This window comes from Streptomyces sp. NPDC001750, assembly GCF_042892615.1.
In the GTDB taxonomy this organism is placed as follows: Bacteria; Actinomycetota; Actinomycetes; order Streptomycetales; family Streptomycetaceae; genus Streptomyces.
Genome location: NZ_JBIAUE010000059.1, coordinates 1 through 16,346, shown reverse-complemented (window position 1 = coordinate 16,346; position 16,346 = coordinate 1). Strand labels below are relative to the sequence as shown.

General features: G+C 72.4%; 2 protein-coding genes. Both read left to right on the top strand.

The genetic code is table 11. From position 1 onward, the window contains the following. On the top strand, positions 1–3,402 hold a 3,402-nt coding region (locus tag ACFYY6_RS37340), incomplete at its 5' end, for an amino acid adenylation domain-containing protein (protein ID WP_389197626.1). A 209-nt stretch (positions 3,403–3,611) separates the two neighbouring features. Beyond that, on the top strand, positions 3,612–16,346 hold a 12,735-nt coding region (locus ACFYY6_RS37335; RefSeq protein WP_389197624.1), incomplete at its 3' end, for an amino acid adenylation domain-containing protein.

Below are 16,346 nucleotides of genomic sequence, written 5' to 3'. Positions count from 1 at the left end.
GGCGACTCGATCTCCAGCCTGAAGGTCGTCTCGCGGCTGCGCGGCGTTCTGGGCACGGGTCTGTCTCCCCGCGCGCTGTTCGACCACCCGACCGTCGCCGCCCTGGCCGGGCAGGTCGCCGGGGACGAACCGGAGGAGGCGGGGATCCTCCCCGCGCCCCGGACCGGACCGCTCCCGCTCTCGTTCGCCCAGGAACGCCTCTGGTTCCTCAACGACTACGACCGGGACGGCGTCGAATACAACGTCGTCACCGCACTCCGGCTCACGGGCGAGCTGGACGTCGTGGCGCTGCGTGCGGCCGTGGCCGGGCTGGTCGCCCGGCACGAGGCCCTGCGTACGACCTTCGACTCCGTCGACGGCCGGGGTGTGCAGACCGTCCACGCCCCGGGCGACCTGGAGGTCCCGGTACGCGAGACCGGACTGGACGAGGCGTTCCACGAGGCCGTTTCGGTTCCGTTCGACCTGGTCGCGGGCCCCCTGTTCCGGTTCCTTGTCGCACGGCTCTCCGAACGCGAGCACGTCCTCGTCCTCTCGATGCACCACATCGTGACCGACGGCTGGTCCATGGGCGTGGTCACCCGCGAGCTGAGCGCGCTCTACACCGCCGCCGTACGCGGCGAGGAAGCCGACCTCCCGGAGTCCCCGGTCCAGTACCCGGACTTCGCCGTCTGGCAGCGTCGGCGCCTCGAGGCCGACGGTGCACTCGACGAAGAACTCGCCTATTGGAAAACCCAGTTGGCGGACCTCGAACCGCTGGAACTGCCCACCGATCGGCCGCGTCCCGCCGTGCGGGGAACGGGCGGCGCCCTGCACGCCTTCGACGTGCCGGCCGCGCTCACCGACCGGCTCACGGAGGTCGGGCGGACCCGAGGGGCCAGCCTGTTCATGTCCCTGACCGCCGTCACCCAGCTGCTGCTGTCCCGGTTCGCCGGACGCCGGGACATCGCACTCGGGACGGTCGTGTCCGGTCGGGAACGGGCCGAACTGGAGAACCTCGTCGGCTTCTTCGCCAACACGCTCGTCCTGCGGACCGCGATCGACGAGACGCGGAGCTTCGACGACCTGCTGACAGGGGTGCGCGGTACCGTGCTGGACGCGTTCGCGCACCAGGACGTGCCGTTCAGCAGGCTCATCGAGGAACTGGCCCCCGAACGCGACACCTCCCGCACCCCGCTCGTCCAGGCCATGCTGGTCCTGCAGAACACCCCGCGGCCGGAGTTCGAGCTGCCGGGCGTGCGCGTCACGGAGTTCGTGCCGCCCCGCGACACCGCCCAGTTCGATCTACACCTCGAGTTCCAGCCGGGCCGCGAGGGCGGTCTGGAGGCCGTCATGGTGCACAGCGACCTGTTCGACGCGGCGACCGCTGACCGGCTCGCCCGGTACTGGCTGGCCCTGGCCGAGGCGCTGACGGCCGCGCCCGGGCTGCCGCTGCGCGCCCACGACCCCATGGGTGCCGCCGAGCGCCGCCTGCTGCTCGATTCCTGGAACGAGACCGGTGACCCGGGCGTCCCCGCCCGGTCCCCGCTCACGCTGTTCGAGGAGCGGGCGCGGGCGGTGCCGCAGGCGCCGGCGGTCACCTTCGGGGACACCACGATCGACTACCGGGAGTTGAACGACCGGGCAGAGCGGCTGGCCGGTCGGCTCGCCGCCCATGGCGTGGGCCCCGAGTCACGCGTGGGACTGGTGCTGCCGCGCTCGATCGACCTGGTCGTGGCCGTACTCGCGGTGCTGAAGGCGGGCGGCGCGTACGTGCCGGTGGACCCGGCGGCCCCGGCCGACCGGATCGGCTACATCATGGAGGACAGCGCGGCACAGCTCGTCGTCACGCATCCGGACGTACGGGACGTCCTGCCGCCCGACGCGGCGGCGGCCCGGCCGCTGCTGGTCCTCGACGGCGATGCCCACGGCGCGGACGTCCCCGCCGCCGGGCGGGCCCGCACCAGCGGGCCGATGTCCCCGGAGTCCGCCGCGTACGTCATCTACACCTCCGGCTCCACCGGTCGCCCCAAGGGCGTGGTCGTCACCCACGGCAACGTGGCCCGCCTCCTGGCCGCCGCCCGCGAGGACTTCTCCTTCGGTACCGAAGACGTCTGGACGATGTTCCACTCCTACGCCTTCGACTTCACCGTCTGGGAGCTGTGGGGCGCGCTCGCGCACGGCGGCCGGCTCGTGGTGGTCGACAAGGACGTCGCCCGCTCGCCCGCGGACTTCGCCCGGCTGTTGGACCGCGAGCGGGTGACGGTCCTCAACCAGACGCCGTCCGCCTTCTACCGCCTCGTCGAGGAGATCGACCGGAACGGCGGCGGACTGCGCGAACGGCTGGCGCTGGACACCGTCGTCTTCGGCGGCGAGGCGCTCGACTGGACCCGGATCGGCTCCTGGGTGGAACGCTCCGGTGTCGACGGACCCCGGCTGGTCAACATGTACGGCATCACCGAGACGACCGTGCACGTCACCAGCCGTCCCGCCGAGGCCGCCTTCGCCCGCGGGGGATCCGGGAGCGTCATCGGCCGGGCCATGCCCCACCTGCGCGCCTACGTCCTGGACGACGCGCTGCGGCCCGTGCCCACCGGCGTGCGCGGCGAGCTGTACATCGCGGGCGGCGGCCTCGCCCGCGGCTACCTGGAGCGGCGCGGGCTCAGCGCGGTGCGGTTCGTCGCCGACCCGTACGGCGAGGCGCCCGGGCAGCGCATGTACCGGACGGGCGACACGGCCCGTTGGAACGCGGCCGGGATGCTGGAGTACCTGGGCCGCAGCGACGACCAGGTGAAGATCCGCGGCTTCCGCATCGAACTCGGCGAGATCGAGGCCCAGGTCGTCCGGCATCCGCTGGTCGCCCAGGGCGCGGTGGTCGTCCGCGAGGACCGGCCCGGCGACCGTCGGCTCGTGGCCTACGTCGTCCCGCGGGCCGACGGCGACCCGGCCGCGGCGGTCGCGTCGTTCGACGACCGGCCGCTGCGGGAGGCCCTGGGGGCCGCCCTGCCCGACTACATGGTGCCCGCGGCCTTCGTCCCGCTCGAACGGCTGCCACTCACCGTCAACGGCAAGCTCGACCGCAGGGCGTTGCCGGCCCCCGAATACGGCAGCCGGGCCGACCACGTCGCGCCACGCACCCCCACGGAGGAGGCGCTCGCGGAGATCTGGTCGGAGGTGCTGGGACTCGAACGGGTCGGTGTCGAGGACGACTTCTTCGGCCTGGGCGGAAACTCGGTTCTGAGTCTTCGCGTCGTTGCTAGGGTCCGAACCGTGTTCGACATCAACCCCTCGGCCCGTGTCATGTTCGACCATCCGACCATTGCGCTGCTCGCCCGGCAGGTCGAGGAGTTGATCATCGCGGAGATCGAGGAAGCGATGGCCGCGGAGGGAATGGGCCTCGATCTCATGGACGGCGATCCGGAGTAGTCCGGGCGCGGCACCGCACGACAAGGGCGTCGTCGCGCGCAGGCAAGGCGCGACGACGGACGACACACGACACGTACGACACGTGTGCGCGACCGACTGGGCGAGCGAGAAGCGAATCCGGTCGGTCGCGCACACGCGCCTTTCCCTGCCCCGCGGCCGGGATTCCGAACGACATTCGTTGATGCTTGATGTGAGTGAGGGAGCTTTCCATGGACGCCGCGTCGTCGCGTGAGGGCCGCATCGATTCGCTGCCGGAGCACGTGCGGGAGAAGCTGCGGCAGCGGCTCGCGGGACGCGCCGGCTCCGCCCGTCGCACGGGCATCGAACCTGTCGACCGTTCGGAAGACCGCCCGCTGCCGCTTTCCTTCGCGCAGCAACGGCTCTGGTTCCAGGGGGAGTACGAGCCCGACTCCACCGAGAACCACTCCGGCCTCGCCCTGCGGCTGACCGGCACCCTCGACACGGCCGCGCTGCGCGGAGCCGTGGACTCCCTGGTCACCCGGCACGAGGCGTTGCGGACGGTGTTCGGGGCGGAGGACGGCGTCGCACGGCAGATCGTCCTTCCGGCCCGGGAAGCCGTCTCCCGCACACCCTTCCGCCACATCGACCTGACCACCCACGCCGGGCCGGCCGACGGCTTCGCGACAGCCGACGCCGGGACGCTCGGCGTCGATGCCGCCGACGTGGCGGCCCTCGGCGTGGAGGCCGCCTGCGACCGGCTGTTCACCGCCGCCATGGACGAGCCCTACGACCTGCGCACCGGCCCCCTGCTGCGGGTCCTGCTGGTCCGCACGGGCGCCGACGAGCACCGGCTGCTCCTGGCGATGCACCACATCGTCACCGACGGTGCCTCCATGGAGATCGTGGTCCGCGAACTGCGCGTCTGCTACGCGGCCGCCCTGCGCGGCGAGTCCGCCGCGCTCCCGCCCCTCCCGGTCCAGTACGCCGACTACGCCGCCTGGCAGCGCGCCCGCCACGCCGACAAGTCCTTCGACCGGCACCTCGGGTACTGGCGCGACCGCCTCGTCGGCCTCGAACCGCTCGCGCTGCCCACCGACCGCCCTCGTCCGGCGGTCCGTCGCGGCATCGGCGCCGTTCACACCTTCACGCTGCCCGCCGACGTCGCCGCAGCCCTCCACGACCTCTCCCGCACCCGCTCCACCAGCCTCTTCGTCACGCTCACCGGCCTCGTGCAACTGCTGCTCGCCCGATACAGCGGACAGGACGACATCGCGGTCGGCACCGCCGTCCCGGGACGCGAACGCGCCGAAGTCGAAAACCTCGTCGGGTTCTTCATCAACATCCTCGTCCTGCGCTCCGGAATCGACCGCGACGCCTCCTTCGCCACCTACCTCGACGGCGTCCGGGAAACCGTGCTGGAGGCGTTCGACCACCAGGACGTCCCCTTCGAGCGGCTCGTGGAGATCCTCGCACCGGAGCGCGACACCTCCCGCACCCCGCTCATCCAGTCCATGGTCGTCCTCCAGAACACCCCGGCGGAGTCCATGGAGTTCGAAGGACTCCGGGTCACCCGCGGAAACCTGGCCCGCCGCCAGGCCCCGTACGACATCAGCTGGGAGTTCGAGGAGTTCGAGGACATCGACGCGCCCGAGGAGGGCCGGACCGGACGCCCCGGCCTGCACTGCGCCGTCGAATACGACGCCGACCTCTTCGAACCGGCCACCGTCGAACGGCTCGGCCGCCACTTCGTCGCGCTCGTCCGCGCCGTCGCCGCCGCACCCGATGCCCCCCTCGCCGCGCACGACCTCCTCGACGCGGACGAACGCGCCGCCGTCACCGCACTCGGCGCCGGCGACACCCGCCCCGAGGCCGCTCACGGCGTCATCCCCGCGCACTTCGCCGAGCAGGTCGGCCGCACCCCCGACGCCCCCGCGCTCACCAGCGGCGGTCATACGCTCGCCTACCGCGAACTCGACGAGCGCGCCAACCGGCTGGCCCACCACCTGATCGCCTCCGGGGTACGCCCCGAGCAGCCCGTCGCCGTCTGCCTCACACGCCGCGCCGACCTCGTCGTCGCCGCCCTCGCCGTCCTCAAGGCAGGCGGCGCCTACCTGCCCGTCGACCCGGCGCTGCCCGTCGGCCGCGTCTCCTGGATGCTCGGCGAGAGCCGCGTGCGGACCATCGTCACCGAACAGTCCCTCACCGCCCTCGTCACCGACGCGGCCACCGCCGCGGACCGCCCCGTCACCACGGTCGTCGTCGACGAACCGGTCACGACCGACCGCGTCGCGGCCCTCCCCGCCACGGCTCCCGAGGTCGTCGCCGTGCTGCGCCCCGACAACGTCGCGTACGTCATCTACACTTCCGGATCCACCGGCCGTCCGAAGGGCGTCCAGGGCCTGCACGCCGGACTCCTCAGCCGCTGGGCCTGGTTCGCCGAGACCCACCCCCGATGGCGGGCCTCCGTCGTCGGCGCCAAGAGCTCCATCGGCTTCCTCGACAGCGCCACCGAGATCCTGGGCACCCTGCTCCACGGAGGTCACGTCGTCCTCGCCACCGACGAACAGGCCAAGGACCCCCTCGCCCTCGCCGCCCTCGTCGCCGAGCATGCCGTCGAACGCCTCACCCTCGTCCCCAGCCTGCTCTCCGTCCTCCTCGACGAGGCCGAACCGGCCGCCCTCGCCACCTGCCGCTGCTGGATCAGCAGCGGCGAACCCCTCAGTCGCGCCCTCGCCGCCCGCTTCGCCGAGCGGCTCCCGCACGCCACCCTGCTCAACCTGTACGGCTCCTCCGAGATCAGCGCCGACAGCGTCGCCGCGACCGTCGCCGCCGAAGGCTCCACCGACCCGGCGGGCGTCCGCATCGGCGCCCCGCTGTGGAACAACGGCGCCCACGTCCTCGACGAGCGGCTGCGCCCCGTCCCGCAGGGCGTCGCGGGCGAGCTGTACATCTCAGGGGCCGGCCTCGCCCGCGGCTACGACGGCCGCCCCGCCCTCACCGCCGAACGCTTCGTCGCCGACCCGTCCGGCGACGGCGGACGGCTCTTCCGCACCGGCGACCTCGCGCGCTGGACCGCCGACGGCACCCTCGAACACCTCGGCCGCGCCGACGACCAGGTGAAGGTCCGCGGCTTCCGCATCGAACCCGGCGAGATCACCGCCGCCCTGCGCAGCCACCCCGATGTCGCCGACGCCGCCGTCGTCGTCCGCGACGACCACAACGGCGTCGCGCGCCTCGCCGGGTACCTCGTCCCCGCCCCCGGCCGGCCCGCCCCCGACCCCGCCGCCCTGCGCGACCTCGTCCGCCGCGGACTGCCCGACTACATGGTCCCGTCCGCCTTCGTCACCCTCGCAGCCCTGCCCACCACCTCCAGCGGAAAGCTCGACCGCCGCGCCCTGCCCACCCCGGAATGGGCCGAGACCGCCGCGTACGTCGCCCCCCGCACCGCCACGGAGGAATCCCTCGCCGCCCTGTGGAGCGAGGTCCTCGGCGTCGAACGCGTCGGTGTCGACGACGACTTCTTCGCCCTCGGCGGCCACTCCCTGCTCGCCACCCGCGTCGTCAGCCGCGTCCGCGAACGCCTCGGCGTCCCCCTCGCCGTACGCGACCTGTTCGACACCCCGCGCCTCGCCGACCTCGCCGCCACCGTCGAGGCCGCCACGGGCGCGGCCGGGTCCGACGACGCGGCCCCCGCCCGCCCCGAGCCGCGCATCGTCCCCGTCCCCAGGACCGGCCCGCTGCCGCTCTCGTACGCGCAGGAACGCCTCTGGTTCCTGGAGGACTTCGCCCCCGGATCCGTCGAGTACAACGTCTCCGGCACCCTCCGCCTCACCGGCGACCTCGACCCGGCCGCGCTGCGCGCCGCCGTGGACGGCCTCGTCGTCCGCCACGAATCGCTGCGCACCACCTTCGGATCGGTCGACGGACGCGGCGTCCAGCACATCCACCCCGCCGAGGACGTCGTCGTCCCGCTCCGCACCGTGCGCGTCGACACCCCCGAGGAACTCGACGCCGTGCTCGCCGCCGAGGCCGCCACCGCGTTCGACCTGCGGACCGGCCCACTGCTGCGCGTGCTGCTGGCGCGGCTCTCCGAGCGGGAGCACGTCCTCGTCCTCTCGATGCACCACATCGTCACCGACGGCTGGTCCATGGGCGTCATCACCCGCGAACTCAGCGCCCTCTACACCGCCGCCGTCCATGGCACGAGTCCCGAACTTCCCGAACTCCCCGTCCAGTACCCCGACTTCGCCGTCAGCCAGCGCGAACAGCTGGCCGGGGACGCCCTGGACGACCAGCTCCGCCACTGGCACGAGCGGCTCGACGGCCTGGAGCCCCTGGAACTGCCCACCGACCGGCCCCGACCGGCCGTGCGCACCTCCTCCGGCGCGCTGCACACCTTCGACGTCCCCGCCGACCTCGCCGCCCGGCTCGCCCGCGCCGGCCAGGACCGCGGCGCGAGCCTGTTCATGGCCCTCACCGCCGTCACCCAGCTGCTGCTCGCCCGTCACAGCGGGCAGACGGACATCGCCCTCGGCACCGGAGTCTCCGGCCGACAGTCGCCCCAGGTCGAAGACCTCGTCGGCTTCTTCGTCAACACCCTCGTCCTGCGCAACCGCATCGACGAGAGCGAGACCTTCGCCCAACTCCTCGACCGTACCCGCGACGTGGTCCTCGACGCCTTCGCCCACCAGGACGTGCCGTTCAGCCGGCTGATCGAGGAACTGGCCCCCGAGCGCGACACCTCCCGCACCCCGCTCGTCCAGGCCATGATCGTCCTGCAGAACACCCCGCGCTCCTCCTTCGACCTCCCCGGCCTGCACGCCGAAGCCGTCGAATCGGTGCGCAACTCCGCGCAGTTCGACCTCACCTTCTCCTTCGCCGAGCAGGACGGCCGCCTGCTGGCGGGCGCCGAGTACAGCACCGACCTGTTCGACGCCGCCACGGTGGAGCGCCTCTGCCGCCAGTGGCTCGACCTGGCCCGCCTCGTCTGCGGCGCCCCGGACCGCGCCCTGGCGACCGTGAACCACCTCGCCGACGACGAACTGCGCCGCATCGCCGACGTCTGGGGTGTGTCGACCGTCGGCTCCGGAACGACCCCGCTCACGCTCCCGGAGCTGCTCACCGCGCGCGCCGCCGAGGACCCGAGCGCCGTCGCCGTCGAATACGGCGACACCACCCTCACCTACGCCGAGCTCGACGCCGCCTCCACCCGTGTCGCGAGGCTGCTGACCGCACGCGGCGTACGCGCCGAGGCGCGCGTCGCCGTCGCCGTGCCCCGCTCCGCCGACTGGCTCGTCAGCCTGCTCGGCGTCATGCGCGCAGGTGGCGTGTACGTACCCGTGGACCTTTCGTGGCCGGCCCAGCGCCTGGAATTCGTCCTCCGGGACTGCGACGCCCGCCTGGTGCTGTGCGCCGCCGAGGACGCGGAAGCGGGAGCCGGTGCGCAGGACGCGGCCGGCGCCGTGGCGAGCGAGGACGGGCGGACGGTCCGGGACGTCCTCCGGCAGAGTGGCGCGCCGGTCGTCCGCCTGGACAGGACGGCGGCGTCGGAGCCGGGCCGGGAAGTCATCGGTGACGGTGCCGGCGTGGACATCGACGACCCGCGGGTCCGCGTCGACGCGGCGGCGTACATGATCTACACCTCGGGCTCCACCGGCCGCCCCAAGGGCGTCGTCGTCACCCACCGCGGCATCGCCGGCTTCGCCGCCGCCGTGGTGGACAGGCTGCGGGTCGGGCGCGACGCACGGGTGGTCCAGCTCGCGTCCGCGGGCTTCGACGCCTCCGTCATGGAACTGCTCATGGCCCTCGGCGGCGGCGCCGCCCTCGTCGTCCCGGACGTCCCGGGCCCCGTCGTGGGCGACGCGCTGTTCGGGGTCTTCCGCGACCGGCGGATCAGCCACACCCTGATCCCGCCGACCGTCCTCGGCACCATGCCCTCCGGCGATCTCCCGGACCTCAGGGTCGTCGCCACCGGCGGCGAGGCGTGCGGTCCGGAGCTGGTCGCCCGCTGGGCGCCCGACCGGACCATGGTGAACGCGTACGGTCCGACCGAGGTGACCATCGCCGCCTCGATGAGCGGCGCCCTCGCACCGGGCGCGGGCGCCCCGCCGATCGGCGAACCCGTCGCCGACGCGCACGTCGCCGTCCTCGACCCCTGGCTCCGCCCCGTGGGAGTGGGCGTCGCCGGTGAACTGTACGTGTCGGGCCCGGGCCTCGCCCGCGGCTACCATGGCAGGGCCGGGCTGACCGCCGAGCGTTTCGTCGCCGACCCGTCCGGCACGGGCGGCCGGCTCTACCGCACCGGTGACGTGGCCCGCTGGCGGGCCGACGGACAGCTGGAGTACGTGGGCCGCGCCGACGACCAGGTCAAGCTGCGTGGCCTGCGCATCGAACCGGGTGAGATCGAAGCTGTCGTCGCCCGACATCCGCAGGTCGGCCAGGCGGCCGTCATGGTCCGTGAGGACCGTCCGGGAACCCAGCGGATCGTGGCGTACGTGACCACCGACGCGGGGACGGAGCCGGTCGGCACGGAGGCGCTGCGCGCGCACGCCGCCGCCGAACTCCCCGCGTACATGGTGCCGTCCGTGTTCGTCCTGCTCGACTCCCTCCCGGTGAACTCCAGCGGCAAGGTCGACCGCCGGGCCCTGCCCGCCCCGGAGGCCGAGAGCGACGGCGGACACATCGCCCCGCGCACCGACACCGAGCGCGCGCTGTGCGCGATCTGGGCCGACGTGCTCCGGGTCGAACGGGTCGGCGTGGAGGACAACTTCTTCGCCCTCGGCGGCGACTCCATCCTCAGCATCCAGGTCGTCACCCGCGCCCGCCAGGCCGGACTCGACCTGACCTCCCGCGACATCTTCGCCCGCCAGACCGTGGCAGCCCTCGCCCCCGTCGCGGGCACGCCCGGAACGGGCGGCGCCGACGGCGGGACCGCCGAGCAGGGCCCGGTCTCCGGCGAGGTCGGCACCACCCCGGTGCGCGAGTGGTTCTTCGAGACCCACACCGTCGCCCCCGGCCACTTCAACATGGCCATGGACCTCGAACTCCCCGCCGAGACGGACCCGGCGGCGCTCCGCGAGGCCGTACGGGCGGTGCTGTCCCAGCACGACGCGCTCCGCTCGACGTTCACCCGGCCGGCCGACGGCTCCTCCCGCTGGACCGGCACGATCACGGAGACCGCCGAAGCGGACCGCTACGTCACCGAGCACGACCTGACCGCCGAGCCCGACCAGGACACCGCCTGGTCCCACCTGGTCGCCGAGACCCAGTCGAGCCTGGACCTGGAGAACGGTCCCCTCGTCCGCTTCCTCGTGGGCCGACGGGGCGCGGAGCGGCACACCCGGCTCCTCGTCGTGGCCCACCACCTGGTGGTGGACGGCGTGACCTGGCGCATACTCCTCGACGACCTGCGCTCGGCGTACGAGCAGGCCGCCGCGGGCCGCGCACCGGACCTGGGCCCGAAGACCACCTCCGTGCGCCAGTGGGCCGACACCCTCGCCGCGCACACCCGCGACGGAGGCTTCGACTATCAGCGCCCCTACTGGACCTCCGTTCTCGACGGAACGGACTCCGATCTGCCGCGCGACTTCCCCCCGGCGACCGGCGACGCCCGCGACGCACACGCCGCCGTCGAGAACACGGTCGGTTCACTCCGCTCCGTGTCGGGCGCTCTGTCGGTGGAGGAGACGGAGACGTTGGTCCAGCGGGTGCCGGCGGTGTATCGGACGCAGGCGAATGATGTGTTGTTGACTGCGTTGGCGCGGGTGTTGCGTGGGTGGACGGGTCGTGATCGGGTTCCGGTGCTGTTGGAGGGGCATGGTCGTGAGGAGCTGTTCGCGGGTGTGGATCTGACGCGGACGGTGGGTTGGTTCACGTCGGTGTATCCGGTGGCCCTGGGGTTGTCGGGTGAGGACGTGGACGGTGTCGACGCGTGGGGTCGTGATCTGAAGTCGGTGAAGGAGCAGTTGCGTGCTGTTCCGGACCGGGGCGTGGGTTACGGGGCGCTGCGCCACCTCGGCGGCGGCCTGGAGGGCCGGGCCCTGGACGACCCGCAGATCACCTTCAACTACCTCGGCCGCCTGGACATGGCGAACACCGACGGTGCCGCCAAGGCGGGGGAGGCCGGCTGGTACCGCTCCGCCGCCCTCAACCCCGGCGGCGAGCACAGCCCCGACGAGCGCCGCACCAGCCTGATCGACGTCACCGCCGGTCTGGCGGACGGACGACTGGTCTTCTCCTGGGCCTATTCGGCCGATGTGCATCGTGAGGAGACGGTGCGGGGACTGGCGGAGGCGTTCGCCGCGGAGTTGGTGGCGTGCGTGGCGCATTGCGAGGGCGAGGGTGCGGGCGGGTGCACTCCGTCGGACTTTCCGCTGGTGAGGCTGAGCCAGGCGGAGGTGGACCGGGTCGTCGGCGACGGTCGAGGGGCGGAGGACATCTATCCGCTGACGCCATTGCAGGCGGGCATGCTGTTCCATGCGTTGGCGGAGCCCGACTCGCCGGCCTATCTGGAGCAGTTCGTGTTCCGGGTCGACGGTGTGACGGACATCGAGCGGTTCGCACGGGCGTGGCAGACGGTCGCGGGGCGTTCGGACGCGCTGCGGGTGTCGCTGGTGTGGGAGGGCCTGCCGGAGCCGGTGCAGGTCGTTCACCGCGATGTGACGGTACCGGTCACCCTCCTCGACTGGACGGATGCCGACGACGCCGGGCAGGAGGCCCGGTTGCGCGAGTTCCTGGACACCGACCGGGCCCAGGGGATCGACCTCGCTTCCGGACCCTTGATGCGGGTGGCGTTGGCACGGGTGTCGGGTGACGCGGTGCGGGTCGTGTGGACGTTCCATCACGTGCTCCTGGACGGGTGGAGCACGGCGGCGTTGGTCCCGGACGTGCTGGCCGCCCATGCGGACGAGGCCGGCGCCGCGGCGAGGGTGTCGCGGGGTTCGTTCGGCGAGTACGTGCGCTGGCTGGCAGGTCAGGACGTGGTGGCGGGTCGGGCGTTCTGGCGTGACCGGCTGGCGGGTGTGACGGAGCCGGCGGCGCTGCCGTACGACCGTCTGCCCGGTGAGGTGGAGCGGGGCCGGTCGAGCGGTCGGGTGCCGGTGGTGCTGGATGCCGCGGTGGCGGGTGCTGTCGGCGGGTTCGCGCGGCGGCATCGTCTGACGGTGAACGCGGTGGTGCAGGGGGCGTGGGCGCTGCTGCTGTCGCAGTGCGCGGGTGTGTCCGCGTCGTCGGCGGACGTGGTGTTCGGGACGACTGTCTCGGGGCGTCCGGCGGATCTGCCGGGCGTGGAGGACATCCTCGGCCTGTTCATCAACACGGTGCCCGTGCGGGTGCGGGTGGATCCGTCGGCGTCGGTGGTGTCGTGGCTGGAGGGCGTCCAGTCGGACCTGGTGGAGTCGCGGCAGTACGAGTACGTGGCGTTGTCGGACATCGAGACGGATCTGCCGGCGGGTGTGTCGCTGTTCGACAGCCTGGTGGTGTTCGAGAACTACCCGGTGGACGCGGCTGCCGCCGAGGGGCATGGCCTGTCGGTCAGCGGCGTCCAGGCGGTCGAGTCGACGAACTACGCGCTGACGCTGATCGCCGCGGCGGTGGGCGAACGGCTCGACATGACCCTCGCCTACGATGCCGCACTCCTCGGGACGAAGACGGCCGAGCTGATGGCGGAGCGGCTTGCGCACGTCATCACGACGCTGCTGGAGAACGCGGGGACCGAACTCGGCCGCCTGGAACTGCTCACCTCGCAGGAGCGCACTCAGGTCCTGGACCGGTGGTCCGACGGCGGCGGCTCGACCGTCGCCGATGCCTCGGTCGTGGCCGCCTTCGCGGAGCGGGTGGCTTCGGGACCGGGTGCGGTGGCGGTGCGGTGCGGTGATCTCGCGCTGACGTATGCGCAGTTGGACGAGGCGTCGGATCGGCTGGCCGGTGTGCTGGTCGAACGAGGCGTGCTCGCCGAGGCACGGATCGGGCTGCTGCTGGAGCGGTCGGTGGACGTGGTGGTGGCGATGCTGGCCGTGCTGAAGGCCGGCTGTGTGTACGTACCGTTGCACGCTTCGTACCCCGAGGACCGGCTCCGCCAGGTGCTCGCCCAGTCGGGCAGCTGTGTGGTGGTGACGGATCGGGACGTTGCCGAGGTCGGCGGTGTGCCCGCGGTTTCTGTGGGTGCGGCGCCGGTCGGCTCGGTCGTGGTTTCGACGCGGGTCTCGTCGCGGTCTCTGGCGTACGTGATGTTCACGTCGGGTTCGACGGGTGTGCCGAAGGGCGTGGCGATCACCCATGGCGACATCGTGGCGCTGACGGCGGACGGCCGTTGGGGTTCGGGTGCGCATGGGACGGTGCTGTTCCACTCACCGCATTCGTTCGACGCGGCGACGTACGAGGTGTGGGTGCCGTTGCTGAACGGCGGCACGGTCGTGGTGGCCGAGGCGGAACTGAGCGCGCCGGCCGTCCGGGACGCCGTGGCGTCGGGCGTGACGGGGCTGTGGGTGACCGCGGCTCTGTTCGGCGTGCTCGTGGAGGAGGACCCTGCGTGCTTCGCGGGTCTTCGGGAGCTCTGGACAGGCGGCGACGCGGTTCCCGCTGCGGCTGCCCAAAGCCTGCTGGAGTCCTGCCCCGAGCTGGTGCTCGTCAACGGCTACGGTCCGACGGAATCCACGACCTTCGCGGTGTCCGGCCCTCTGGCGCCGGAGGACGTGTCCCGCGGTTCGGTGCCGTTGGGCCAGGCCATGGACAACACCCGGGCCTACGTGCTCGATGCGTCCCTGCGGCCGGTCGGTGTCGGTATCGCCGGTGAGCTGTACCTCGGTGGTGCCGGTCTTGCCCGGGGCTATGACGGCCGTGCGGATCTGACGTCGGAGCGGTTCGTCGCGGATCCGTTCGGTGACGGCGGCCGGCTGTATCGCACAGGTGACATGGTGCGCTGGCGTGAGGACGGCCGCTTGGACTTCCTCGGCCGTGGTGACGGTCAGGTGAAGATCCGTGGTTTCCGTATCGAGGTCGCCGAGATCGAAACCGTACTCGCGCGTCATTCCTCGGTGGGTGTGGTGTCGGTCCAGGTCCGGGAGGACCGGCCGGGCGTGAAGCGCCTGGTCGCCTACCTCGTCCCGGCTGTCGGGGGAGACATGGACATCGTGGCGGTGCGTGAGCACGCCGCGTCTGCCCTACCGGAGTACATGGTGCCGTCGGCGTTCGTCGTGCTGGACGAGCTGCCGCTGACGGTCAACGGCAAGGTGGACCGGAAGGCTCTGCCCGCGCCGGAGTACGAAACGGCGGAGGAGCACGTCGCGCCGCGCACCGACGCCGAGCGCGCTCTGGCCGCCATTTGGGCGGATGTCCTCGGCGTCGAACAGGTCGGCGTCCACGACGACTTCTTCGCCCTGGGCGGCGACTCCATCTCCAGCCTGAAGGTCGTCTCCCGGCTTCGGGGCGTCCTGGGCACGGGCCTGTCCCCGCGCGCACTCTTCGACCACCCCACCGTCGCGGCTCTCGCCGGGCAGATCGCCCTGGACGAACCGGCCGACGAGGCCGGCGTGCTCCCAGTGCCGCGCACCGGCCCGCTTCCGCTGTCCTTTGCCCAGGAACGCCTCTGGTTCCTGCACGACTTCGACCGGGAGGGCGTCGAGTACAACATCACCGGCGCCCTGCGCCTGAAGGGTGACCTGGACATTGCTGCGCTGGGTGCGGCCGTGGCCGGGCTGGTCGCCCGGCACGAGGCCCTGCGTACGACCTTCGACTCCGTCGACGGCCGCGGCGTCCAGACCGTTCACGCACCCGAAGACATCGACGTGCCGGTGCGGACCGTGGCGCTCAGCGCTCCGGAAGACCTGGACGCGGCACTCGCGGCCGAGGCGGCGATACCCTTCGACCTGCGCACGGGCCCGCTGGTCCGCGTGCTGCTGGTCCGTCTCTCCGAGCGTGAGCACGTGCTGGTGCTCGCGATGCACCACATCGTGACCGACGGCTGGTCCATGGGCGTGATCACGCGCGAGCTGAGCGCGCTGTACGCCGCAGCTGTGCGTGGCGAGGAAGCGGCTCTGCCGGAGCCGCGCATCCAGTACCCGGACTTCGCGGTCTGGCAGCGCGAGCATCTGGCAGGAGACGCGCTCGACGGCCAACTCGACTACTGGCGTGGGAAGCTGGACGGTCTGGAACCGTTGGAGCTGCCGACGGACCGGCCGCGTCCGGCCGTGCGCACCTCAGCCGGCGCCCTGCACACGTTCGAGGTTCCGGTGAGCCTCGTCGACCGGCTCCGGGCGGCGGGGCAGGAACGTGGGGCGAGCCTGTTCATGGGGCTGACGGCGGTGACGCAGTTGCTGCTGTCGCGATACAGCGGCCAGCGGGACATCGCGGTCGGCACAGCCGTCTCGGGTCGTGAGCGCACGGAGCTGGAGAACCTCGTCGGGTTCTTCGTCAACACCCTCGTCCTGCGTACCCGGATCGACGACGCGCGGACCTTCGGCGAGTATCTGGACGACGTGCGGTCCACGGTGCTGGACGCGTTCGCGCATCAGGACGTGCCGTTCAGCCGGCTCATCGAGGAACTGGCCCCCGAACGCGACACCTCCCGCACCCCGCTCGTCCAGGCATTCGTGTCCCTGCAGAACACCCCGCCCGGCGAATTCCGCCTTCCTGGCCTTCAGGCGACGGAGCACGCGGTGCCCCGTGAGGCGGCTCAGTTCGAGCTGGGCCTGCACTTCCAGGAGACCGACGGTGGCGGCCTCGCCGCGGTCGTCGAGTTCAGCACCGATCTGTTCGACCGGTCCACGGTCGAGCGGCTGTGCCGCCACTGGCTGACGCTCGCCGAACAGCTTCTCGCGGACCCCCGGCTCAGGCTCTCGCGCGCCGGGATGCTGGAGACGGACGAGCTGGAGCAGGCGCTGCTCGGCTGGTCGGGTCCTGGTGTGGGTGTGGGTGGTCGTTCGGTGGTGGAGTTGGTTGCGGGGCGTGTGGCGGTTGTTCCTGGGGCGGTTGCGGTGGTGTGTGGT